The sequence below is a fragment of the Paenibacillus sp. IHBB 10380 genome, from assembly GCF_000949425.1.
Lineage (GTDB): Bacteria > Bacillota > Bacilli > Paenibacillales > Paenibacillaceae > Paenibacillus_AQ.
Window position 1 is genome coordinate 2,619,933 of sequence record NZ_CP010976.1, and the last position, 23,557, is coordinate 2,643,489.

At 35.4% G+C, this 23,557-nt stretch carries 23 protein-coding genes and 3 pseudogenes; 2 read left to right on the forward strand and 24 right to left on the reverse strand.

Going from position 1 to position 23,557, the window contains the following annotated elements:
* Positions 1-345: 345 nt before the first annotated feature.
* From UB51_RS11340 to UB51_RS11395, 10 genes are all read right to left on the reverse strand, one after another.
* A complete protein-coding gene (locus UB51_RS11340) occupies positions 346-1,521 on the reverse strand; it encodes a hypothetical protein (RefSeq protein ID WP_044877384.1) in 1,176 nt (391 codons plus the stop codon).
* 189 nt (positions 1,522-1,710) lie between these two features.
* On the reverse strand, positions 1,711-2,037 hold the full coding sequence (locus UB51_RS11345; protein WP_044877385.1) for a hypothetical protein: 327 nt from the start codon (positions 2,035-2,037) through the stop codon (positions 1,711-1,713).
* Positions 2,038-2,491: 454 nt separating this feature from the next.
* Positions 2,492-3,010 carry a hypothetical protein gene (locus tag UB51_RS28500; RefSeq protein ID WP_052675881.1) on the reverse strand — a complete coding sequence of 173 codons (519 nt, stop codon included), beginning with the start codon at positions 3,008-3,010 and terminating at the stop codon, positions 2,492-2,494.
* A gap of 1,245 nt (positions 3,011-4,255) precedes the next feature.
* A complete protein-coding gene (locus tag UB51_RS11360; RefSeq protein WP_044877386.1) occupies positions 4,256-4,660 on the reverse strand; it encodes a GNAT family N-acetyltransferase in 405 nt (134 codons plus the stop codon).
* A gap of 226 nt (positions 4,661-4,886) precedes the next feature.
* Positions 4,887-5,813 carry an ATP-grasp domain-containing protein gene (locus UB51_RS11365; RefSeq protein WP_044877387.1) on the reverse strand — a complete coding sequence of 309 codons (927 nt, stop codon included), beginning with the start codon at positions 5,811-5,813 and terminating at the stop codon, positions 4,887-4,889.
* Between the two features lie 230 nt (positions 5,814-6,043).
* On the reverse strand, positions 6,044-6,832 hold the full coding sequence (locus tag UB51_RS11370; protein WP_044877388.1) for an SDR family oxidoreductase: 789 nt from the start codon (positions 6,830-6,832) through the stop codon (positions 6,044-6,046).
* 1,059 nt (positions 6,833-7,891) lie between these two features.
* Entirely contained in the window at positions 7,892-8,224 is a 333-nt protein-coding gene (locus UB51_RS11375; protein ID WP_044877389.1) for a DUF3024 domain-containing protein, read from the reverse strand.
* A 247-nt stretch (positions 8,225-8,471) separates the two neighbouring features.
* Positions 8,472-9,011: a GNAT family N-acetyltransferase gene (locus UB51_RS11380; RefSeq protein WP_044877390.1), complete on the reverse strand. Its 540-nt coding sequence runs from the start codon at positions 9,009-9,011 to the stop codon at positions 8,472-8,474.
* A gap of 189 nt (positions 9,012-9,200) precedes the next feature.
* Complete coding sequence (locus tag UB51_RS11385) at positions 9,201-9,788, reverse strand: histidine phosphatase family protein (protein ID WP_044877391.1); 588 nt, start codon at positions 9,786-9,788, stop codon at positions 9,201-9,203.
* A 925-nt stretch (positions 9,789-10,713) separates the two neighbouring features.
* Positions 10,714-10,959 carry a hypothetical protein gene (locus UB51_RS11395; RefSeq protein ID WP_044877392.1) on the reverse strand — a complete coding sequence of 82 codons (246 nt, stop codon included), beginning with the start codon at positions 10,957-10,959 and terminating at the stop codon, positions 10,714-10,716.
* Between the two features lie 262 nt (positions 10,960-11,221).
* Here UB51_RS11395 and UB51_RS11400 point away from each other — a divergent pair, with 262 nt between their 5' ends.
* Positions 11,222-11,563, forward strand: coding sequence for a nitrous oxide-stimulated promoter family protein (locus UB51_RS11400; protein WP_044877393.1), 342 nt, complete (start codon positions 11,222-11,224; stop codon positions 11,561-11,563).
* Between the two features lie 302 nt (positions 11,564-11,865).
* Here UB51_RS11400 and UB51_RS27135 read toward each other — a convergent pair.
* The 12 genes and pseudogenes from UB51_RS27135 to UB51_RS11450 all read right to left on the reverse strand — a co-directional run bounded on the left by UB51_RS27135 (position 11,866) and on the right by UB51_RS11450 (position 19,960).
* A pseudogene (locus UB51_RS27135) lies at positions 11,866-12,051 on the reverse strand (helix-turn-helix domain-containing protein).
* A gap of 343 nt (positions 12,052-12,394) precedes the next feature.
* Complete coding sequence (locus UB51_RS11405) at positions 12,395-13,135, reverse strand: ATP-grasp domain-containing protein (RefSeq protein ID WP_044877394.1); 741 nt, start codon at positions 13,133-13,135, stop codon at positions 12,395-12,397.
* Positions 13,136-13,445: 310 nt separating this feature from the next.
* A complete protein-coding gene (locus tag UB51_RS11410) occupies positions 13,446-13,913 on the reverse strand; it encodes a DUF2691 family protein (RefSeq protein WP_044877395.1) in 468 nt (155 codons plus the stop codon).
* Positions 13,914-14,154: 241 nt separating this feature from the next.
* A complete protein-coding gene (locus UB51_RS11415) occupies positions 14,155-14,604 on the reverse strand; it encodes a GNAT family N-acetyltransferase (RefSeq protein WP_044877396.1) in 450 nt (149 codons plus the stop codon).
* Positions 14,605-15,225: 621 nt separating this feature from the next.
* Complete coding sequence (locus UB51_RS28985; protein ID WP_324607779.1) at positions 15,226-15,639, reverse strand: phosphotransferase; 414 nt, start codon at positions 15,637-15,639, stop codon at positions 15,226-15,228.
* Positions 15,640-15,645: 6 nt separating this feature from the next.
* Positions 15,646-16,011, reverse strand: coding sequence for a hypothetical protein (locus UB51_RS28990; protein ID WP_234405611.1), 366 nt, complete (start codon positions 16,009-16,011; stop codon positions 15,646-15,648).
* Positions 16,012-16,265: 254 nt separating this feature from the next.
* The gene (locus tag UB51_RS11430; RefSeq protein WP_044877398.1) at positions 16,266-16,976 is read right to left on the reverse strand and encodes a hypothetical protein; all 711 of its coding nucleotides are present in this window, start codon (positions 16,974-16,976) and stop codon (positions 16,266-16,268) included.
* Positions 16,977-17,220: 244 nt separating this feature from the next.
* Positions 17,221-17,751 (reverse strand): annotated as a pseudogene (locus UB51_RS26435) (GrpB family protein).
* Between the two features lie 346 nt (positions 17,752-18,097).
* Complete coding sequence (locus UB51_RS11440; protein ID WP_044877399.1) at positions 18,098-18,280, reverse strand: hypothetical protein; 183 nt, start codon at positions 18,278-18,280, stop codon at positions 18,098-18,100.
* A 192-nt stretch (positions 18,281-18,472) separates the two neighbouring features.
* A pseudogene (locus UB51_RS28995) lies at positions 18,473-18,574 on the reverse strand (helix-turn-helix domain-containing protein); the annotation flags it as partial.
* 62 nt (positions 18,575-18,636) lie between these two features.
* A complete protein-coding gene (locus UB51_RS11445; RefSeq protein WP_044877400.1) occupies positions 18,637-19,530 on the reverse strand; it encodes a hypothetical protein in 894 nt (297 codons plus the stop codon).
* 205 nt (positions 19,531-19,735) lie between these two features.
* Positions 19,736-19,960, reverse strand: a complete 225-nt coding sequence (locus tag UB51_RS11450; protein ID WP_044877401.1) for a helix-turn-helix domain-containing protein — start codon at positions 19,958-19,960, stop codon at positions 19,736-19,738.
* Between the two features lie 153 nt (positions 19,961-20,113).
* Between UB51_RS11450 and UB51_RS11455 the strand changes: the two genes are divergently transcribed.
* The gene (locus UB51_RS11455) at positions 20,114-20,401 is read left to right on the forward strand and encodes a DUF6809 family protein (RefSeq protein WP_044877402.1); all 288 of its coding nucleotides are present in this window, start codon (positions 20,114-20,116) and stop codon (positions 20,399-20,401) included.
* 1,089 nt (positions 20,402-21,490) lie between these two features.
* On the opposite strand, the gene UB51_RS11460 is transcribed toward UB51_RS11455, so the two are convergent.
* Both UB51_RS11460 and UB51_RS11465 read right to left on the reverse strand, forming a co-directional pair.
* Positions 21,491-22,150 carry an MAE_28990/MAE_18760 family HEPN-like nuclease gene (locus UB51_RS11460; RefSeq protein WP_044877403.1) on the reverse strand — a complete coding sequence of 220 codons (660 nt, stop codon included), beginning with the start codon at positions 22,148-22,150 and terminating at the stop codon, positions 21,491-21,493.
* A gap of 2 nt (positions 22,151-22,152) precedes the next feature.
* Positions 22,153-23,232 (reverse strand): DUF262 domain-containing protein, encoded by a 1,080-nt coding sequence (locus tag UB51_RS11465; RefSeq protein ID WP_044877404.1) that lies wholly within the window; start codon positions 23,230-23,232, stop codon positions 22,153-22,155.
* Positions 23,233-23,557 lie beyond the last annotated feature (325 nt).

Below are 23,557 nucleotides of genomic sequence, written 5' to 3' on the forward strand. Positions count from 1 at the left end.
GGTATCAAAAATACCTTTGAACAAACGTTACTAACGGATAGAAAAAGTGTAAAGCTGACATTGGATTTTGAAACATCATCTTCTCAAGAGAAAGTCTATACCTTGCTGAAATATGAACTTTCTGAAGATGATCGTAACATACAGCGTCCATTCCTCCTTTCAGAGATAGAGGTCCACTGTCTTTTTATTGAATCTTTCATCGTACGTTTTTCTCATTTCGCCCATAAAAAAATCCCCTCCATAGTAGATAGATTAATCGGCTTGCTTTTTTCTGTCTACTATAGGGGATCATATCAATAGGTGCGCTATACTCTTTTTTTGATAAGGCGACTCTGTCTGTATATTTTATTGTCTATATGAAGTGAACTGGAAGAAATTTTTATTTGCTACCCAATTGTAATATTTGGAATTGGTGTAATCACTACTAGGGTCCTTAACGCCAAGCTGGAAGACACCATTGCTTGTTCTGTATCCATTGCCTGTCTGCCAATGCCATGTCACGCTTGGGTCAAGCCAGGGGAAGATTCCCAATGTATCCCACATCACCAGCGGAGGTCTTGAACTGACGATACGATCCTGAAATTTATCCATAGCTCCGGAGTCATCAGCGTTGATATTTGTTGCCGTCCAGCCGCTCATGTGCATATTCAGCAACTGAGGCGTCAAATACGACATATTTCCTGCTGAAGTACCAAAAATACCTGTGCCCAGAAAATTATACATTCCATTAATCATTTCACTTTGTGAATTATTAAAGTAAGTTTGCATATCATGAACCGGCAATCCCAAACTATGTAGATATTGGACTGCCATCGACAGTGAAGTAGGGCCACAGGCGCTCTTGGGATGATTAACTCCGGTTTGATACTGATTCATGGAAGGGACGGCCAAATAGTAGGCAGCCGGGTAGGCCATTAAAGAAACAGCATCCGATGCCAGATTCTCTTGCCACAATTGGGGAGAGTTGGGGTCCCCGTTCAGATTCAAATCTTTAAGCACATTTGATAAAGTCAGTGTTGAATCATCCGATATGTTCTTTTGCTGCTGTACTTTTTCATTAAATGTATTTACGCCCAATTCAATTTGAGCTATGAGTTCATTGGCATTGGCTGCTGTGGCTTGATTCTCACCTCCAAAATAATAAAACTTCTTGCCTGCTTCCGGTGACTCCAAGGATTCTTTGGCGGGTGCACTGCTATACTCCAATATGGGGGTTATATCATATCTTGCTCCGGAAATATAATATCCAACACTCAGTCCGTCATCCAGAAGATGGAAGTAGTAACCCATAATATTGTCATGAATATCATACAAGTCTGCACGATGAACAACCTGTACATGATCCCATAGACCATAGAATTCGTGCTCAGGAGTTAAGGATTTGATATCGCTTTCAATAACTTGTATGACAGTATCAACAGGGATGATTTCACTGTTGGCACTTGCCGGGGGTGGGATCAACACAGCAGAACCAAATAAAACGAATACGAGAAACATGAATATCGCCTTTTTAACAAACATTCTATCATCTCCTTAATTTTGGTTAAATGATCTTATTAGTCTAGTTTCCTCCTTTAATTACATATTATATAATAAAGTTGAGAACAGGGCGGTGACCATTTTAACTAATTATGGGATTTTAATAAGAAAAAGCAAGGAATCATCTGAATGAGGATGATTCCTTGCTTTTTCTAAATAATATGAGTGAAGCTACTTTCTCCCGGCATTACGTCTCTCAACTTCATATTTATAAAGATCATGAATTTTCTTGTTTTCAATATCTTGACCTACATAAAAATACAGGGTGGGATCACTCACTGGGTATGCATGAGAATTGTAAGTGCGGTGAATAAAATCAAACTCCATCTTGTTCAGCTTGAAATCGATTTGATATTTATCTTCTAAATAGACTTCAAATTGCTTTTTTAAAGCCATGGACTTCCACGGAAGCCCAAAGAATATAAAGTATATTCCCATAAGGAGTATCAAAAAAATTAAAAAAAAGAGCGATTTTTTGCTGAGAATGGTATGTTTCATTATTCATAACCCTCCTTGTGATTTAGTTGTAAACCTTTACTTTTTAGAATTATACATTCTATATATATATGACAAATGATTTCTAATTAGGCAAAATCGGTTGAAGTAGCCGGTAATTTCTATTCCTTCATGTCATTTTGAACACTTGTTGTCTTACATTGTTCATCTCCAAATCGAATAAGCAGTCTTTTTTCCCGCTTATAGTATTTCAGTCCAGCGGATGTAGGGAACAGGAGAACCTGAAACAGTGTAAGAGATGAGGACGATCAAAAATTATCCGTATAATTTTCTTATATAATGCAGTTCAGATAATCTTCAACTTATTTTGTAACTCCAAATCATTAAATTCCATAGAGTAATTCTAATAACAATCATCCGTCCTCTAGACAAATGTGTTGTTATACGCATTTCAACGCCCATAGCTTAGAAGATTCCAAAAAAAGTGGCTCTTAAATCACCAAAACTTCCACCATGGTTTCTTTTTCATCTGATATTCAAAGAAACCATTCATATTGAAAATTAATCGCCCAGTACCATCATCAACTGCAACTACACTATGTCCTATACAGCTAATTAACTTTCTTATTGAATCAATTCCTCCAAATGGATACGCAAAGGGGTTAAATTCTAATCTATATGTTGAATTACTTATTTTTCTTATTCCAATTAGCTCATATTCACCATCTTTTATTGCCTCGAACATAGAATATATATCCCAATCTTCTTGCTTATTATCATTGATAGAAACAACTTTTATATAGACATTTCCTAGATTTTTTCTGGTCTCCTCGTATTCCTGTTCATTGGGCCACCAAAACTCATCCAACTCTGTATCAGAGAATAATTTAATCCATTTTCCATCAGTATCCTGTACTTCGTTATTTTTGTCTTCCTTAATTACTTCAAAAATAAGTTTTAATCTATTTAACTTCTCCTCATTTTTTACTTTAAACTCAACATAACAATATTCCATTTTACCACCTCAAAGTAAATATTCATGAAAATAACGTCATTTGAAGAGGGATACATTTAATTCCGAACAAGAACGTGCTATTTATTTGCAATCTATTTGAGATCATTAAATTTAGTACATTGTTTGCCTTGAAAGTACCCTATCTTGTTAAATCTATTCTTAGGTCATTGCGTATAACGTTTCGGCATTACCGACGTCCAAGCTGCTTAAGGACCGTAGGTCTGGGTGGCTCTGCCACTTAGCCGGTTGGATGTGTCACCTGAATTAACTTCTTCGAAACTTCCTTCTGGTGACCAAGGGAGCGTAGCGACCGCTGTGGTAATGCAATGTTAGGGGATGTATTCGTCTCCCTCGAATTATCCTTCTTAAAATCCCTGAATCTATAGGTTCTTATATACGAATTCTCAGTACTTGATGTATCCATTCTTCTCGTAAAAATTCTTAGCAATACCATTGTTAGACCAATAATCTAATGACCTATTGGTATTACTTTCTCCATATGTTTTCATTGATTTCATTAGAGGCATTGAACTTAAATGATATGAAAAATGAAATCCAATAGTGTATAAGACCAGCTAACGAGGTTAATGAAATTGTTGCTATTCTAATATTGATGCTCCAGATATCTTTGAAAACAAAATACAAAGCCAAAAATGTTAAACAATATAATGTGATACCGACTACAAATCTATAAACAGTCTTGTTTATCAGCAGTTTATTGATCAGAAGTGTCAATAAAGAGAAGAATAATATAAAAAATGAAGGAAGAAATATTAGAACCATCACAACATCAGAAAACAACGGGAATTCATTATCAACATAATTAGGCCAAAAATTAATTACACCTATTAACGGAAATATAAGAGATATTACAATCCATATTCTGTATAAAGTCGTCAAATTATTAATCACCCTCAAAAATATTTAGGTTACATTGTGGCATGAATATTCTGTACTTCTTGATTGAGTTAATTTTTAAGTTCGTGATCTTTAGTTTGTTTTATTTGCATACCACTGCCCCTGTCAGCCGGCTATGATTGTTTATATATAATGTTTCTTACGAATATTTCACCTAACGTTTCCGTATCTATGACGCGACCCAGCCTTAAATAGCTCTTATCTTAGGCTGGGTCGTTTGTTGTCTGAGCTTCCTCCATGATTATACATCTGACAACCGAAGGGCGTAAGCCCTGATGCCGTGTTGTCAGATGTCAATGCCTTCTATGTAAATTCTATCAAATACTCTTAGAGATTTTTTGTCAGTATTACTTCAAGAGGTTGAGTCTCCAATAGTAAACATCCAGCATCACGATATCCAATCTTCCTATAAAAATGTTGTGCTTCTTCATTAGATTGCGTTGACGTCATTATTAGTTTAAATCCTCTTTGACGCATAATTTCTTCCCAATACAGTACAATTTTCTTACCGATTCCTTGTCCTCTATATTCTTCATCAATCCATATCATGTTCATAAAAGGAATGTTATCCCAAAAATATCCATATCTCATCCAACCAATTTCTTTCTCTGAATCTTTAAGCATAAAGATCTCCTTTTCTTTAATCTTCGTTCTTACAAGTGTCTCAGGAATATGTCTATCTCTTTCAACAATGTACTTATAATCTTTTTCTGTTGCAAATTCTATCTTCATTGCAAATCCCCCAATATACTCTACTTCGTAGATTTTTCGTCGTATATACTCCGCACTGATTTCTGATAACGTTTGTGCATTCACGACGTTCAAGCGGCTTAAGGACCGTAGGTCTAGGTGGCTCTACCACTTAGCTGGTTGAATGTGTCCGGTGATTCTGCTCCATCGAAATGCCTCTTCCGGACCAAAGGCCGGGCTAGCCCGGCCTGCAGCGTTGAATGCGATGTTAACTGATGCTTCTGCCTTCCCCGAACTCCCCGTCAAAATCTTTAATCGACATATAAAACATTTCTAAATCAACTTTATCTGGTAGACCAGATACTTGACCATCTCCAACTTCTATTACACACCACTTATCATGTTCAGTCTTAGCAATATCCATTGTAAAAAAGGTACTATTGATCCCTCTTGCTAGATCAATAAACTCATCAAGATTTGGTTGATCTTCAGTATCATAGATTGCTTCATCCCAGTATTCAAAGTTATGCAAAAGCTTATTGTGTAAGAAAAATATTCGATATTCCTTAGCTAATGGCATTCCACTAATCGGATGAACAGCAATCTTCTTTAGTGGGATAAACTCTCGAAATACTAATCCACCACTTAAGTCTTCCCCTTGTCTATTTATGAAATTTTCAATTATTCTTTTTGCATTAGTTTTATTTGAGACATCAGGGATATAACATGCATCTTCCCACTCATGCTTACGGGATTTCACATAATCTTTAATAATTATTGCCTTATCTTCAAAATCATTTAGAATATTTAGGATTTCGCTTTCTCGAACATTATTAATATCCAGCCAAAAACTCCTCGGGGTGTGATTTTTAATGATCTTATATGAATTTGGAAAGTAATGACAAGCAACATATTCCTCGGGAGAATTAATTAACTTTATATTCTTTTCAAGTAGCCCCTTGTATAACAACTCATAATATGGAGGCTTCATCATCCATCCTCTATATAGTGCAACTTCTAAACTACCTATTGATTCGACAAGTCTTATAGCTTTTCTGACATTGCCAGAAAACAAATCTTCTAAGGATATAAGTGCGACGGAAAAACCCAGTTTCTTAGCAGTAAGATACTCATTTTCATAATCAATATCAACAGCTTTTTCATTAAGTGGATCATTACAAAAAAGAATGATCATTGGTTGGTTTCACTCCTTATTTAATATCTTGCAGAAGTTTCAACTAACGTTTCCATGTTCACGACGTCTCATCACCCTAAGGACCTTTAGGTCCTGCCGCGATGCGGTTGGATGGTGCGGATGTGTCGCCTGATACACCTCTTTGAAATTCCCCTGGCGACCGAGGGGCGAATGCTCCGATGCGTGAACATATTGTTATACGCTGTTACTCGACTTCCTTGAAATACTTACTAACCTCTCTGAAATCCACCTTCTGAGTGGATAATTTGTCCATTTATCCACTCAGCTTCGTCACTTACCAGAAAAGTAATTAATCGTGCTGCATCGTGAGGCAGTCCAATTCTACCCATTGGGGATTTAGTCAAAATGTAATCTTTTACGCCATCATCCATCCATCCCGTATCAGTTGGTCCTGGATTCACCGCATTTACTGTAATTCCTTTCGAGGCTACTTCAGCCGATAAGGTTATAGTGAATGTATCAATGGCACCTTTAGTAGTAGCATACGCTATATTACCAGCCATCGGTCCTAGCGATTGACCAGAAGTTAAATTAATAATTCTCCCACCTCTTGAATTGCTAAACCGACTTGCAAACTCTGCACTTAATAACATTGTTCCACGAATATTTACCTGGTAATGTTTATCAAGTACTTCAGCAGTTAATGTATCGTATCCTACATCAACGGAATAGGTCGCATTGTTGATTAAAATTGATGGCGTTCCTAATTTTTCTTCCACTGCATCTAATAACTTAGCAGGTGCTAATGTATCAGATATATCTAATTCCAGTTTCTCACAACGCACACCATATTCTATGATTTTATCTTGTAACAATTGAGGTTCATTTGAATGAATTCCCCAAGGCATTTCTTTATCATAGGTAGTCCAATATGTAAAGAATACATCAACTCCTTTACTCGCCAGTGCTGTACATATTGCTGCCCCAATGCCGTTAAGGCGAGAAGCACCAGTAACTATGGCTATTCTTCTATTTAAAGATAAATCTCTCTCCTGCATGATTTATTTCTCCTTTTTATGGGTTCGAGTAATTGCGTATAACGTTGCATATTTCTGACGTCCAAACAGCTTAAGGACCGTAGGTCCCGGTGGCTCTGCCACTTAGCCGGTTGGATGTGTCGCCTGATTCCACTACTCAGAAAATTCCTCTTAGCGACCAAGGAGCGTCAGCGACGATGCTGAAAAAAATTGTTATACGCTACCCCTTCCCCTCCGATTCCACATCCACATGTCTTGTGTATTTTATGTATTTAATATGTCTTTATCTTTATGTATTTTGGTACTATCAAATTCGTTTCCGTATAGGAAAGTCACCCCTTCTACTATTCATTTTTCCCCTTCTTTTCAACTCATCTTCGTAAATGCAACCATATCCATTAAAATGATTTATTCTTTTTTCTTCCTGTCATTAATCATTTGTCTAATTTATCTTTCACTTTCATTTATAATTTATTGGTCTTATTAGTTTGACTATGATAAATTTTAATGTTAATTTTTGAATTTTATAAGAAACATCTTTAGTTCTAATAGTATAATCAAGTCTATTTATTGATGAAATAAACACAAATGTAATAAACAACCCAGAAAAATAATGGGATGCCCATAATAAGGTAACGTGTCTCATCAGGAAGAATAAAAAAACAGATAACTGCAATCAATACGAATGGTATAAGTAATCCAAAATACAATTTTTTATGAATTGGAGTAAACATTTCATTCCTCCTTCTAAAATCTTTTTGTCTAAACATTTATCTTATAACTAAATTCAAGAACAAATGTCCATAAAATTCAAATATCAACAATGAATATTAACATATTCATTAGTTTAATAATTCTCAAAGTGGTTGCGTATAACGTTGCGCATTACCGACGTCCAAACAGCTTAACGACCGTAGGTCCCGGTGGCTGCTCTGCCACTTAGCTGGTTGGATATGTCACCTGACTCACTTCAACGAAACTTCCGCTTGGTGAGCAAGGGAGCGTAGCGACCGCTGTGGTAATGCAATGTTATCAGATGTCATTGCCTTCTTCGAAATACCTGAAAAACTCCTTCTATCTTTATCCCCAGAATATTCCTAGATCATCGTTATCAACGGTTTTCAATTGTTTTTCAAAGTCTTTCTCCGGTGTAATGTCTTCAACAAAATGCCATTTATTCTTACTGTCTCTCCAATATACTTTCCATTTGTTTTGTTCTAATCGGAATTGAGCAACGGGCAATTGTACCCATTGATCACTCTTAAATGCAATTCTTTCTTCAATTAGAGTGACGCTATCACCTCTGAACTTAAAATTTAGTTTCACTTGGTTTCTTATGTGTTTTGGCACGTTCTCTTCAATGTAATCAGACATTATCTTATCAATTCTCTTTTTAGTGAATTCATCCAGCATATGTACACCTCGATGGTTTTATGGTTTTAACATTCTGCAATGATTTCCGATAACGTTTGGTATTCATGAACCCGAGAGACTTAAGGAGCTTCAGCTCCGGGTCCATATACTTCGCCTTGCAGGGTTGTCTGCCTAATCGGCCTCCTTGAAATATTTCACACAGACTAAGGACGTCAGTCCGAAACATGAATACCGTGTTATAGGATGTCAGCGGCTTCAATGAGTAACTCACAAATTTATTCATACTTTATTCTGTTTGTCTCCATTCCCGTTCAAGGACTGAGTAAATTGATTCATTACACCATTTATTATTACAATATCTAACCTCTCTGAGTATGCCGTCCTTTATCATTCCAGCTCTAATCATCAATTTTTCGGACAATTCATTTTCAGTGTTTGCGTATGCAACAACTCGATGTGCATTGAGATCGCTGAATGCATATCCTATCATAAGTTCAGCTGCCTCTGTTGCATAACCTTTTTTCCAAAAATTCGAATGTAATGCCCAACCGATCTCCCATTCTCTAATTTCAGACCAATTTAATTTAATACTTATACGACCAATAGGTTTCCTATCATCCTTCAAGCATATTGCGAGTTTGTACTTTTCACGTGGATTGTTATTTGAATCTGAAAGCACTGTTTGAAAATCATTTTGTATTTCAATTGTATCTGGTGCACTACTTTCATACTTATGTGTTATTGGATTTTGCTCCAATTCATTGTAAAAAGAGAAATCTCCTTCTATAAAATTTCTCAATAAAATTCGTTTCCCTATGATATTCATTCCTTATCTCTCCTCGGTTATAAATGATCTGATTACTTCTGATTTTTGATCTTTTGTGTTTTTGCACTGATTTCCTATAACGTTTGGCATTCCTGACCACTTAGCGGGTTGGATTTGTCGCCTGAAATCACTTCTCCGAAAACCCTCTTGGCGATCGAGGAGCGAATGCGACGATGTAGGAATCATTTGTTAGCTGATGCCATTACCTTCTTCGAGTGAGCTTCCCCATAATCTTATGGTACTTATTAATCTTTTCTCTTCAAATCTTAGTTTATAAATGTCTGGCATCGATGTGGACTCCCAAAAATCAAATCCATATTGTTTATCAAAGTGATTCATCATTAACGTCATAATATCTCCATGAGTTCCAATTACGATCTTCTTACCTTCGTATGTTTCTAATATGTCTTCCATAACTTTCACAGATCTTTTCTGTGCTTTTAAGTTAGATTCCCCTTGTGGAAATGCATAATGAATGTCTTCATATACTTGGCACTTAGCTTCTTTGAAAGATATTGACGAGAATTCACCAATGTTTCTTTCTCTTAAATCTTCTTCAATTTTGATATCTTTCAAATACTCAATTGCCATTGGACGAATGGTTTCTATTGATCTTTCATAAGGACTTGATATGAAATAATCAATTTCTTCTGTTTTTAATATGTCCTTGATGGCTAATGCATCAGCCATTCCTTTTTCTGATAAGCTTCTACTTCTTTCCGTACCTTCAACATAAATAGACTCAGCATGCCTTACAAAGTAAATAAAGGTTGTCACCTCTATATCACCGCTTTCTTATTTCATTACTGCAATGGTTTCAGCTAACGTTCGCGCGGCTTAAGGTGCGTAGCACCGGGTCGTCAGACTTAGCCGGTTGAATGTTCGCCTGAATCCGCTTCTCAGATATCGCTCTTGCGACCAAGGAGCGTCAGCGACGCCGTAGAAATACAATGTTATATGCTGTCAGGTTCTTCTTTGAAATACTATTCTCACTTCTTCCTGCCATGCTTACTAATAAATCATGATTCCTTCAATTTCTCGGATCCTTAAAATTTCCTTTCGATCTATTGTCTTAATATATCCTTGATTTTCATGTGCTATGGATACTAACCATTCTTCTTTATTTTTGAAGAAGCACAAATCTTCTAATAATTTAGGCTGCATCCATTGATATAATCGGTCTGCTTTACTTATTAATAACTTCTTTTGTTCTTGCTTACAATCAAAATAATAAACATCTGCGAAAATCGTGTTCCTGGCCATTCATCTTGTTTTTTGATCTCTTTTAACTAATATGAACTCATCACATATGTTAAATGCCAATGATATTAATTGCTTGTACGTATTCCCTATTGGTTCTTCTAGTATTTTTATCATTGGTTCTCCTTTGAAATGGCGTTTTTATGATCTTACATCTCTAGCCTGATTGCATATAACGTTCCCGCATTACCGACGTCCAAACGACTTAAGGACCATAGGTCCGGGTGGCTCTGCCACTTAGCCGGTTGAATGTATCACCTGATTTAACTTCTTCGAAACTTCCTACTGGTGACCAAGGGAGCGTAGCGACCGCTGTGGTATTGCAATGTTATCCGATGTTGGTGGCTTCTCTGTATCAACCCATCCAAGTCTCTTTATGCTTCTTATTTACTTTGGATTATTAGTCTTTGTATTATTTTTTGCACTTTATAATTCCTGCGTTCTATTTATTACTCTTTGGAAATCCGTAAGCTAATAAAAGAAATCCTAAGAAAAAAAAGAACCAAACAAAAAAATTATCAAAAAATCCTGAATAATAAGATGTTCTATCGGTACCTGTTCCTTGAGATGCATAGCCTGCTGCAACTATTGAAGCCGATAATTCCTCCATGATTCTTTCAGTAGTATATAATACCCCGCTGACTATCATAAATATGGTCCCTAAAATCTTATACAGGTTGTTTCCCAAGAAAAAAACTCCCTCCGCTTGTTAATCATGTTTTAGTATTTCAATATGTCTTTACACCAATTTCGGATAACGTTCCCGTGTTCACGACGTCCATTCACCTTAAGCTGCCACGAAGCTATTTCGCAAATATCAGCAGTAGCATTAACAGTACCCATGTAAAAATGCCTTAGAAATGTAAAAGACATACCCGTTTTCTTTAATAATTAGATGATATAGTTAATGAATAATATATTTTTATAACATTGAAAGGGATCTTTCAAACATGACAAAAAAAGTAAAACGGCAGTTGAATGATGGTCCTAAAATTCGAAGAGAACAAGAACTTGTTTCAAAAATGATTCGTATATATTGTAAGAAAAAACATCATCAAAAAGTGTTCTGCGAGGAATGTCAGGACTTAAATGATTATGCTAGAAATAGACTATCCCTCTGTCAATTCGGTGAAAAGAAAACGGCTTGTGCAAAGTGCCCTATCCATTGTTACAAACGGGATTATCGTCAAAAAATTAAGGGTATTATGCGTTTCTCAGGTCCATGGATGCTACTATATCATCCAATTGAGTCCATTAGGCATATCCCATTACCAGATAAGTTAAGAAAATAACCATTTTTAAAAAAGTGGATTCCCTTTCCTACATATGGTTCATCCTCAAATCTAGGAATAACATGTTGGTGTAAATGAAAAATATGCTGATCTGCTAACTGACTCATAATTCCAGTCAAATTATAACCATTCAGTTTATTATTTGATACTGTTTCCCTATGGCTTCTTAGGTTTTAGTAAGTTTTGCGAATATTTCGTATAACGTTCTGGTATTCACGAACCCTCACTGGCTTAAGGCAGCGTAGCTGCATTATTATATGACGCGGTCCTTCTTCGAATATACCCTCGTCGTTTAATAGTCTTTAATTATCAGGTGTATATTCAATTATATCTGATAGTTTACACTCAAATGTATCGCACAGTTTAAATAATGTTTCTAATTTTGTCGTCTCAATATTTATTTCTTTATACAGTTTGTTAATCTAATTTCTACTCAGTCCTGATCTGGTCATTAACTCTGTTACATCATCTATTCGGTGCTCAGCCATTAGAACTCTAATTATACTCACAATCAGACCTTGAACAATTTTCTTCTGAATGTCAGCAGTATCTAAAACTAATTCGAGAATCGCTTCCCGATAACCTTCAACACCCTATTTCTCTATGAAGACGCCCAAATTTCATTACAACCAGTTTTGAAAAGTATAATATACTGACCCTGTCGTATAACGTTTTCGCATCAGCGAAAAGCTGTGGGTACGCATACTTCTTGATAATCCCGCATAGCCCTTCTTCATGCTCTTTCCATCCGTGCCCCTTGCGCTAGATGCATTGTTATGTAAAGTCGCGTCTTTGTAGCTCAGAGGCGGATAGGACGTCCCGCTCCTTAAACTATAAGTTTCTTAAATAGTCTGTAGTCCCTGTTAATTCTGACCATCTAGCTGAAAGAAATTTCGCATAGTTCAAAGGACTGATTCCATAAGTTCCTAGAGAATGACCATCGTTTATCTCTACCAACTTCATATTTCCTTCTTGATCAATTCCAAAATCCATACCATATGCAACTGGCGCATCAATAAAATCCCTAACAGCACTTTTTATAATACTTAAATCTAATTTTGAATCCCAAGCACCTTTATAATACCTGATATCAAGTATTTGTCCGTATCGTATAAAACAACGCCATTCTGTTGTAAAATCAACAATTTCTGAACACCAAATATTCGTATCCTCATTTTCTTCACTTAATCCTATAAAATCTTTATATTCTTTAACAATTTTTCCAACAAACTTTTTTGTTATGTCTTTGGGTTTTATAAAAACATTCCAATTCTGTTTATTTTCAAAAAGTTCTTGAATAGTTGTAGTCCATATTTTTCTTCCAAAATAATTAGATAAGGAAGTTGGATAATCTATTTCTCCTTGACTTCTTTCTAGTCCCAATATTTCAAGACGCTTTCTCACGTTACCAATTCCGCCAACTACTAAATCTTCTGGATTATTTTCTTTAATTTCTTTTATGTCATAAAACTTAATTGTCTCCCACCCTAATGAAGTGAAACCTTCATTAGCAATAAATGCATTTACATTGTAGAAGTCTCCATTCTTATCTGCCTGTATATATGCTTTCATCAATTATACCTCTCCTTTTCTCCATAAAACTAATTTAATCAATCTTACAAGACCCTACCCTAAAACCCGACACAGGACGTGTCGGTCTGCGTGCGATGCGATTTTATATAACGTTTTTGTATTCACGACGTCCTAACGACTTAAGGCTTCGTCAGAAGACGGCTGCCGCTCGCAGCAGTTAGGCGGTGGGTTGTGTCTGCCTGATTCACTCCCCTGCAATGCCTCGGGCAGACCAAGGAACGAAATCGACGCAGCGCAGATACGTTGTTATCCGATGTCTCTGCCTTCTTGGTATACAAACAAGTCCATATTACCAGACAGAGAGTCTAGTTCTCATGTCGTTTTCATCTGTAATATACTCTAGATTTATGTATCCTTGGTTATATGCATTCAAGTATAGTTCTTCTAGTTTCTCTTTACTCTTGCAATAGACTGTAATATACGAACTATCAACAACTAAAAGTACAAGTTGACAATCACTGCCCATAAATTCTTCATATGTCCTTACATCTATTGTATTCTTCCCTTTTGGATAAGCCTTTAGATCTTGAAAAATTAAATAATATTCACTATCTTCTATAATACTTTTAAGAGTTTCTCCATCCATACAATTAATTTGTTCTGGAAAAAGGGAACTGTCTAGTTTATTGTTATTTATTAAATATGACTCTTCACCGCCAACACGCCAATTGTACTGATTTGTATCAAAAGGCATTAGTATGTCACCAAGAAATCTTCCGTTTTCATTTGGAATCTCAAATATAATTCCTCTCTTCATTTACGATCTACCTTTCTAACTTCTATAATTAAATACTGCAGAGATTTCGGATAACGTTATTGTATTCACGAAACCGAGAGGCTTAAGGCGACGGAGCCGCCGGGTGGCTATGCCACTTAGCCTCGCAGGGTTGTCTGCTGATCCGCTTCTCCGAAAAACCTCCTGCAGACCAAGGGACCGTCAGGTCTCGCAGCGTGAATACGTTCTGTGCCATCCCTGAAAATGCCATCAAAGAATAAGTCTATAAAGTCTTTTCAAAAATGTATAGGTCATCTTCTTCTCTAACTTTGGTGAATCCGCACTTTGTATAGAAGTGATGATTCTTGACACTCCAGCCAGGAGTATCAAGCCACCATTTATTGCTATCCGGAAAAATCCTTTCAATTTCTTTCATTACTTTCATACCGATTCCATGATTCTGAAAGTTCGGATCAATAAAAATTCTTCCTAGATTATGTACTTGACTGCTTTCTATAAATATCAAAGCCCCCCCTATTATTTCTCCATTAAAGAGTACCTTGAAATATTTACAATTTTGCATCATCTCTTCTTGCCAACTTATGGAATCATATCCTAGTGGAACACCCATTTCGTTATTATTGAAATGTTTTGATTCTTCATCAAAGCTGGCCTTTTGTATTTCAGCAAGTTTTTGAGCATCATTTGTTATTGCTCGTTCTAGTTTCAACATTAGATACACCTCCATTAATGTGAATAATATTAAATTATCTTTTTTTATTATTGATTATTATATCTTGCACAGGCTTCGTCTAACGTTACGTATTTCCGACGTCTAACCGGCTTAAAGACCCTAGGTGTGGGTGGCTTCGCCACTTAGCCGGTTGGATGTGTCGTCTGATTCCACTTCTCCGAAAACCAGAATAGAGTAAATAAATGATAATAATCCAACCATAATACACGTCCCAAAAATAATCTGTAATTTTAATTGGGAGCAACTTATTACCAGCATACAAAAAAATATCATTAAAACGATTAAACCTAGTATTGACTTAATTGCAGATTTAATCGCAAATACTCTATTATTTTTCATCTTCTCCTGCAAAGTCACGAACAACTTTCCTTTGAATTAAATCTTTGCGAATGTTTCAGATAACGTTGTGCATTCCTGACGTTCAAACAGCTTAAGGACCGTAGTCCGGGTCTTCAGACTTAGCTGGTTGAATGTATCGCCTGAATAATCCCCTTTGGAAATCCTTCTTAGCAATCAAGGGCGAATGCCCGCAGTAGGAATGCCGTGTTATCTGATAGATTGGCCCCACTTCTTCGAATAGAGACAAGACGTCGACCCACACTATTTCTTTAATCTTATTTGTAATTTATCTTTAATCTCTTGCCTGTATTCGCCTTGCATCTCATCAATTCGTGCTGCTAAAGTTGGTATCATCCATCGTTCAAGGAATCCGTCATTCATATCAGTCAGCTTAATATACTCAGTTAAATATTCCTTGTTAAAAAACTCTCGAAATTCTCTGTGAATTAACCAACTTGGAGCATTAGGCGGTAGCGAATCTGATTGAATCATCATTGAAGTTCTAGTTACATCAGCTTCTCGGTTACCTACTAATAGATTCAACCAATCAATTATTATTGGACCATTAGGTGAAATAATAATATTATCTGGATGAAAATCATAATGACATATCATATTTCCATCAGGTAATGAATTCAACATATCTATAATAATTTGCTTCTCATGATTTGATATCTCTTGTTAATCATTAACTTTATTAGTTATTTCTGGTTTAAGATTTGGAAGCATCTTATTCTCAACATTGTGAATCTCATATTGCAGATTTGCCATCAGCTTTGCGTTATAAGATATGCTCCGTTCTGTTGGTTCGATATGCCACAACATCGTGGGGCCATCAATTTTCTCATAAACGATACCAATCTTGCCTTCATATTCTACTGGTCCAGAATAATTAGGTGATCTCAACTTTAAGTTATTTATTATTTCTGCATTTTTCGCTTCATTCATCGCAGAACTTTGATCATAAAATATCTTTATTACTTCAGTCTTTCCCCATCGATAAACTCCTGCAGTGTTGCCAATACCAATTAATTCACCAATTTTCATAGTTTGTTCCTCTCTTCAAGCAACTGGACGTTGCGGATGGGCTACTCATAAGTGTGTTTGGGAATCTTTCAGATAACGTTCTGTATTCACGAACCCGAGAGCCCTAAGTGAGTGCAGCGAACGGGTCGAAGACTTGGGCTCGCAGAGGTTGATCACCTGATTCCGCTTCCTGGCTTCTTACCTTCTGGCGATTCAAGGGCCGAATGGCCCGATGCTGAATATGTTGTTAGCTGATGTTTCCTACTTCATTGAGTTTACTCAAGATCCAAATTATAGATTTCATTGTTTAAAAGCCATGATATAGGATAATCTAAGTCAAGTTCTTCAAAAAACAAGTTAGTAAGATTAATAGATGAATTTATACCCCATTTAATAAAATCATAACTTAAACACTTATCCGGAAAAAATGGATCTGCTGAATTAGCAAATGGGTTTAAACTAAATTTATTTTTTAGTTTCTTCTGTAATGCCTGCTCGGTTATTTTTTCTGGAAATTCAGAATCAGTTGTAACCCATTCTGGTTCATAGTGAGTAATTGCATTTCTAACTTGAATCAATAAATAGATATCTTGATAAGGGCTAACTCCCTTTTTAAATAAGTTTTTATCAGCTAATGTAAGAGCAATTTGATATTTATCCAAAATACTATATTTAGCTGTTCTTGGTATTCCCAGTTCCCACATAGAGTTAATTAATTCTCTCTTCTTTGGTTTTAAGCTCTTAGCATTTTTATAATTTTCATCTTTTATGTTTGAGAAAAGTTCATTAATTGTAGCTTCTAAAAAACCTACTGTACATAATAATGCACCAGTGATATAAGATTCATATTGAATTCGAGCTACTATATAATTATCGTTATCTTTATTCTTCTCTACTTGTAAAGCATTCCTTGCAAAAAGTACTGCAGCTTGAATATGGTTAAAAGAAAAATTCGTTTTTAGAGTAATTTCATAATTATCAATCATTGTTTTCTCCTTGTTAAAAAATATTCTTTAATGATATTTAGGCAATTTCAGCTAACGTTCGTGCATTCCTGACGTTCAAGCGGCTTATGTAACCAAAAGGAACGAGTCGTCAGACTTAGCCGGTTGAATGTGTCGCCTGAATCCACTTCTCCGATATCCCTCTTGGCGACCAAGGAGCGTCAGCGACGACGTAGGAATGTAATGTTATCTGAAGGATTGGCCTACTCTGAGAAACTCACAAATATTACGATTCTAATATGCTTTTTATAAAGTCAGTTTTTGCCACTGTATAAGCTTCTCTGTTTTCTTCCGCTAACTGTCTTTTTAGTTCGCGTATTGCTCAGCCAAATTAGACTGTTCACGAAGTTTATCTCTGAATTTAATTTGTTTTTCCCAATGTTCTTCATCCTCTAACATCAAATGAAGGTGACAATCTCTTCTATCATTCTTAACTTTGACAAAGAATCTTCTCCACTCATGTCCATCCAACTCAGGCGGAACATAATTCCAATTATCAGTTTTCAAACTTTCAATGATCTCTTCTAAATCATTGAAGGTCTTTATTTTTTCCATTATATCAATAATTAGTTTGGCTGGGAGATTGGAATCGACGTACTACCAACATGTTCTATCTCACTTACTCCGAAAGGAGAAAGATTTTCTCTTAAACTATTAACTTCTTGTGTCCCCTTCTCTAACAAGCAGGATCAGGAATCTTAATCTCAACTGGTTCTGTGGCCCAAACCGGCCAGTTATTTTTATGATTTCCTCCCATTTAAAACCCTCCTAAATATAAATGCCAATCTTTCAGATAACGTTGTTGTATTCACGAACCCTCACTGCCTTAAACGACCGAAGGGAGTGACCGCGACGCGGTTAGGCAGTGCAGGGTTGTCCGGCTGACTTTGCTTCCCTGTTACTGAATCATCTTCTTCAAAACTACTTCTTACAACTTCGGCCGGACCAAGGAGCGATAGCGACGCAGCGCGAATACGGTGTTATAAGATGTCGGGGGCTTCCTGAATTCACTTTCAAAATATGCTCTTCTATATGTTCTAATTTTAATTATTCATTGCACTATATATCTGTTAAAAACTAATGCTTTTCAGTTTAGAATTCTTCTAAGAAAAGAAAATTAAGATGCCTCCAAATAATAAAATACAAATAAATACTACAATAAATGCAACTATAAAGTTTAACCATGCTGGACGTTCGCCAATCAGCTCTTTATTCAATTGAGTAATTTTGATTTCAATATTTTCTAGTCTTTCATTGATCTTTTTTAATTCATTTTCAATCTCCATTGAAAATCCTCCAAATAATATCAAGTATAGTCTTTCCCCGATTTCTTATAACGTTCCTGTATTCATGAACCCCGTCAGGGGTTGTCTGCTGAAATTCCTCTTCGAAATCCATTCCGCAGACCCAGGCTCCGATAGGAGCCTCAGCTTGAATATTATGTTATACGACGGAGTTATTTCTTGAGTTTACTCACACTATTGATCTTCTCCTGGTAAATATTCAATTAGATCAGATAACTTACAATAATTGAATGTATCACATAATTCAAATAAGGTTCCCAATTTTGTCGTTCTTATTTTACCTATTTAAGGCATAGAACTTGCGATGTAACATCAGAGTGATTTCGATAGAGGGCCTCTTATACTTTGCTTGCAAAGGATTCGTCATCTAGTTTTATGGCTTCTGTTATGCCATTAATCCGTCTTTGCTTATCAACTGTATTTATGTATTTCTCAACATCGATTTTTACAGTTTTATTAAAAACTTCATTTGTCTTCCCATTTAACTTTTCAACAATTATTATATCAATAGTTTCACTTTCGTATTCTGAATCAATCTTATGATTTGCTAAATATAATTCAATTTCATAAAAGCCATCTTTTAATTTTGGAGTTATTTTATAATTTTTATATTGAAAGAATTCACTATTATTAATGCTATTTATCATTTCTGATTTAAATGGGGAATAGTACAGCTTGTTATTATAGATTCTGATGCTTTTTTGCATGTTGAGAAATCCATAAGGAAGATTGTATTTGTTAATATATTTATAATAATATCCCTCAGCTTTAATAAACGTACTGATCATGGATGAGAATGTGTTTTCAGAAAAATCAATACCAGTAATACTTCTGATTTCATTATAAAGTACAACCGGATAATACTTAATTAATGTAACAATTTCATTACGCTTATTCTTACTTCTATGCTTTGAACTTCCACCAAATTTCGACGGATTGCCCAGAGGGCATTCGTCATATGCTTCTTGACTATACTCAGCTAAATTAGTAACGCTATACTTGCAATGCTTTGCATGTATAGGCATTTTATTCTTATTCTCATCTAAGGTTTTATCAACATAAAGATTAACAATAATAATAGGGTTCTTACAAGCAGGACAAACTGCATAATACTTCATTTCTTTATTTACTTCGACATAAAAAGGATTCGTCTTTCTAGTATTGTATTCATAATTTTTTACAGTGAGTTCTATTGGTCTGTCGTCCTGCTGATTTATTTGAAATAAGTCCATTATTTGGGCTCCTCTCAAAAAACATAGTATATTTAAGTTTGTCATGTATTACTTCGAAAATTCCGTGTACGTTAATGTATTCATTCCCCCTAGGGTGGCTCCTGACATGCCTCAACAAAATCCATCATGCAGACCCAGGCTCCGTTAGGAGCCGCAACTTGAATATTATGTTATATGACGGAGTCGCTTCTTTAATCTGCCCTCACTATTGATTTTCTCCAGATGTATATTCAATTAAATCAGATAATTTGCAGTTGAATGTATCACAAAGCTTGAATAAGGTTTCAAGCTTTGTTGTTTCTATATTCGTTTCCCTATACAGCTTATTGATTGAATTCCGACTCAATCCCGATTTCAACATCAATTCAGTTATATCATCTATTCGATGTTCTGCCATGAGTTCTCTTATATTGCACTTGATTACAGTCATATCTTCGCCTCCATGATACTATCTTATCTCTCATATCGAGAATCATCAACGAAAAGCGAACAATTAACTCTACAAAGTCAAATATCCACTTTACAATCAACCTTTAAAGGTTATATAATAACTCCATAGGGTTAATAGAGGGAGGAATAACATATGGTTAATACACTGGAATCATTGGCGGATCCACTTATTCGTATACGCTTAGAGTTACTCTACAGCGAACTTTTAGAAAAGCACACGGAATATAGTCAGCTTTCTTCAGAGACAGACCAATATTTCAAATCGCTCCGCGAAGCTCTGCCAGATCAACTTCAACATACGGTGTTTCTGTATGAGGATGCTCAAATTTCTCTTCAGACCATCTTAGAAAGAAGTATTTACATACAAGGTTTCAAAGACGCTCTTCAACTTTTCAGTGAATTGCATTACTCAAGCATTTAGAGGGTCATATGATCCTCTTTTTTTGTTACTTAGCGATTCAGTACAGAAGAACGTTGAAATCGTATAAATCAAATACATAGCTTATCAAAAAACATAACCGCCCTTAAATTACCGAAGGGCGGTTAATGTTTTCGCGCTTTTAATTCTTACAACCATTTTTATTGCAAGTAACACTGGAGCTAGTGTTTACCCAATGATCAGAATGTTCATTGGTGTTAGTCCCACAACCAGTTGTCCCACCTTTACTTCCATTGTGCACGATATTTGTTGGAATATGTTTAATCGCCATGAAAACTCACCTCCATAGTATGTGACAATTTGATTTCAAATATATTCTAACACCCAGCACAAAATAGAACAAGCGTTCTTTTGGGGGTTATTCATTTTTTGACTCTGTCGTATAACGTTGCGTATTTCTGACGTCCAAACGACTTAAGGATCGAAGGTCCGGGTGGCTATGCCACTAGTCTGTTGAATGTGTCGCCTGATTCTACTTTTCCGAAAATCCCTCTTGGCGACCAAGGAGCGTCAGCGCGATGCTGAAATACATTGTTACCTTCTGACTCCTCCGAGTTGACTTTCAAATTCCTTATATCATTTAATATTATTTGATTTCTTTCATATCTTTCATGTTCTTCATGCCTTAGATGTCCTTGATGTCACTTGGCTTTGATTTATTTCTTCTTTATGTATTTCTATTTCTTCTTCAAAATGCCTCTATGCTTCTTTTAAATCTGTTTTCCTTATGTCTTTGACTTCTGTTCAATAGCTTTACCTTTTTTTCATTATACTTCTTGAATTTCACTATCACTGATTCTGTAATGCCCTACATGTTCTTATCCCAGATATTTCAGGTAACGTTGTGCATTTACGACGAGACGTGACCCGACCTTAGATAGCGCTGATCTTAGGTCGGGTCATGTGTTGTCTGACTATACTTCTATGAAGATACTTCGGACTATCAAGGGGCGAATGCCAGTAGCATAGATGCATTGTTATCCCAGATGGGTCAATTCTCTATAAAGTCATTAAGTAGCATTATATTATCTCATAATTGATTCATACATTTAATTAATACAACAGCTGTTTCTATGATGTTTTTTCCTCGAGTTCTTCATTTAGATATCTTTTTTTTATAAATCCATCGACCATTGTATCAGATAGTTTATCCATACATACTATTACTGTATCACTTAACTCGAGGACCAATTCATCATCTACGCTCAAACTATTTTCTCCATGCGCTATATCATTTCTATACTTCAATAATTTATTTAATCGATATTCAAATTCACTTTTAGGGAATCTATCTAAATTAAATCGTTCAAGTATACTATTGATTGTGTTAAATTTTACATTGGATTTTGTTGGGATTTTCCCAGAAATAATTATATTAGTTGTAAAGTAATTCTTTAATTCCAGTGTAAATTGAATTTGTTTATTTCCATTTACTCTCCCGTCTTTTAAACCCTGCTTAATATCTAAGTCATGTGTGAGAATACTTGGATGTATTTGATTAATATTTAAATTTAATTCATTCAGCTTTTTTGTATACAATTCAAAACTCTTTACAACAAAACCTTCCCAGAGTGCATAAAGCGCAGGAATTAAATATTTCTTTAAAACTTGCCTATGTTCCCCAGTCATTCTATACAAGTGGGGAATTGTCTTAATCATAGATATTTCATCAATTCTCCATTGTTCTTCTAACGTCAATTCTTGTAAAAGTTCAGATTCTAAAATATCCATGTCTAATACTCCGAAAATAAATCTTTTGCTCTATCCATTCGCTTAATAACTCGGCTCTTACTACTTGCCGCTGATCCAGTATAACTCCTGAAAATTGAGTCTTCCTTTAAAGATTCTATTTTGCTCATTAGATCTACACTATCAACACTTTCATAATGTTCAATATTCATCGCAATACCTATAAATATTGCATCAACTAAACTTGTTGATAATTGATTATTACTAAATCTAAATATTCCAGAACCTAAAGGATGTAGCACATCAATTGTTTTATATACTAGTTTTTCAAAATCATTATCGAATCCTTCTGTTACAGCCTCTTCCATAAATTTTGTCATAAATTTGGACATGTTTTTAGTACTAACATTATTCCAGTCATAATTAAATAATGAAGTTATTCTAAGAACAAGTTCTTGTAAATAACCCTCTGATTCTTTTTGTCCACTTGCGTTTATAAGTTCAACAAATTTTGGATATTTAGATACCCGATCCAAATAATCGTTGAACTCGCTTGAAATCCCTCTAAATATACAGTTTCTAATTTCTTGTTCTGTTAATGAAGCACCACCTGTATTTAATCTATTAAATAATTCATATCTCATATCTAATTTACTATCCCATTTTAATATTTCAACCCTACAGTATGTTCTTTTAATATTCCTTTGGAATTTTAGTGGTAATTCTTTATATGTAAATCCTTCAAAATTCTTAATTAAACTACCTTCATCTAATATCCAATTATTTTTATCTATATCTTTTTTTAGTTCACCAAAAAAAGATAGTATTGTAGATATTCTTTGGAGGCCATCAACTAACTCCCATCTTCCTTCAGTATCCTCAGCAACAAATATTGGAGGGGTTGGAATACCTAATAATATTGATTCGACAAACCTAGTCTTTTGAAAATCAGACCAACGAAAAAGCCTCTGAAACTCAGGACTTATAATGATTTCACCTCTTTCATACATACTCATAATTTCTCCATATGACATGTCAAGTCTATCAGTTGTTAGATTGTTTCTAGCGTCTGTTATTTCATCTTCTAATGATAATTGCTTTAACTCTAATTCTCTTACTTTCATATTCCTTCTCCTATCTTTGATTTAATACGATGTATTAATTATAACTCATTAAAAATTGCTCGGTACTCTTTTTGTTCATTATTTCTTCCTGAATTTCACTATCATTGATTCTCTGATGCCCTTCATATGTCACTATCCCAGATATTTCTTCTAACGTTTCCGCATTTCTGACGTTCAAGCGGCTTAAGTGACCATAGGGAACGGATTGTCAGATTTATCCGGTTGAATGTGTCGCCTGATTCTACTTTTCCGAAAATCCCTCTTGGCGACCAAGGAGCGTCAACGACGATGCAGAAATGTAATGTTATAAGATGTCCCCGCCTGC

Excerpts from the sequence above, each read along its gene's own strand:
- UB51_RS11340 (WP_044877384.1), bottom strand. The coding sequence starts at position 1,521 with ATGTTTGTTAAAAAGGCGATATTCATGTTTCTCGTATTCGTTTTATTT.
- UB51_RS11345 (WP_044877385.1), bottom strand. The coding sequence starts at position 2,037 with ATGAAACATACCATTCTCAGCAAAAAATCGCTCTTTTTTTTAATTTTT.
- UB51_RS28500 (WP_052675881.1), bottom strand. The coding sequence starts at position 3,010 with ATGGAATATTGTTATGTTGAGTTTAAAGTAAAAAATGAGGAGAAGTTA.
- UB51_RS11360 (WP_044877386.1), bottom strand. The coding sequence starts at position 4,660 with ATGAAGATAGAATTTGCAACAGAAAAAGATTATAAGTACATTGTTGAA.
- UB51_RS11365 (WP_044877387.1), bottom strand. The coding sequence starts at position 5,813 with ATGATCATTCTTTTTTGTAATGATCCACTTAATGAAAAAGCTGTTGAT.
- UB51_RS11370 (WP_044877388.1), bottom strand. The coding sequence starts at position 6,832 with ATGCAGGAGAGAGATTTATCTTTAAATAGAAGAATAGCCATAGTTACT.
- UB51_RS11375 (WP_044877389.1), bottom strand. The coding sequence starts at position 8,224 with ATGCTGGATGAATTCACTAAAAAGAGAATTGATAAGATAATGTCTGAT.
- UB51_RS11380 (WP_044877390.1), bottom strand. The coding sequence starts at position 9,011 with ATGAATATCATAGGGAAACGAATTTTATTGAGAAATTTTATAGAAGGA.
- UB51_RS11400 (WP_044877393.1), top strand. The coding sequence starts at position 11,222 with ATGACAAAAAAAGTAAAACGGCAGTTGAATGATGGTCCTAAAATTCGA.
- UB51_RS11405 (WP_044877394.1), bottom strand. The coding sequence starts at position 13,135 with ATGAAAGCATATATACAGGCAGATAAGAATGGAGACTTCTACAATGTA.
- UB51_RS11410 (WP_044877395.1), bottom strand. The coding sequence starts at position 13,913 with ATGAAGAGAGGAATTATATTTGAGATTCCAAATGAAAACGGAAGATTT.
- UB51_RS11415 (WP_044877396.1), bottom strand. The coding sequence starts at position 14,604 with ATGTTGAAACTAGAACGAGCAATAACAAATGATGCTCAAAAACTTGCT.
- UB51_RS28990 (WP_234405611.1), bottom strand. The coding sequence starts at position 16,011 with ATGAAAATTGGTGAATTAATTGGTATTGGCAACACTGCAGGAGTTTAT.
- UB51_RS11430 (WP_044877398.1), bottom strand. The coding sequence starts at position 16,976 with ATGATTGATAATTATGAAATTACTCTAAAAACGAATTTTTCTTTTAAC.
- UB51_RS11440 (WP_044877399.1), bottom strand. The coding sequence starts at position 18,280 with ATGGAGATTGAAAATGAATTAAAAAAGATCAATGAAAGACTAGAAAAT.
- UB51_RS11445 (WP_044877400.1), bottom strand. The coding sequence starts at position 19,530 with ATGGACTTATTTCAAATAAATCAGCAGGACGACAGACCAATAGAACTC.
- UB51_RS11450 (WP_044877401.1), bottom strand. The coding sequence starts at position 19,960 with ATGACTGTAATCAAGTGCAATATAAGAGAACTCATGGCAGAACATCGA.
- UB51_RS11455 (WP_044877402.1), top strand. The coding sequence starts at position 20,114 with ATGGTTAATACACTGGAATCATTGGCGGATCCACTTATTCGTATACGC.
- UB51_RS11460 (WP_044877403.1), bottom strand. The coding sequence starts at position 22,150 with ATGGATATTTTAGAATCTGAACTTTTACAAGAATTGACGTTAGAAGAA.
- UB51_RS11465 (WP_044877404.1), bottom strand. The coding sequence starts at position 23,232 with ATGAAAGTAAGAGAATTAGAGTTAAAGCAATTATCATTAGAAGATGAA.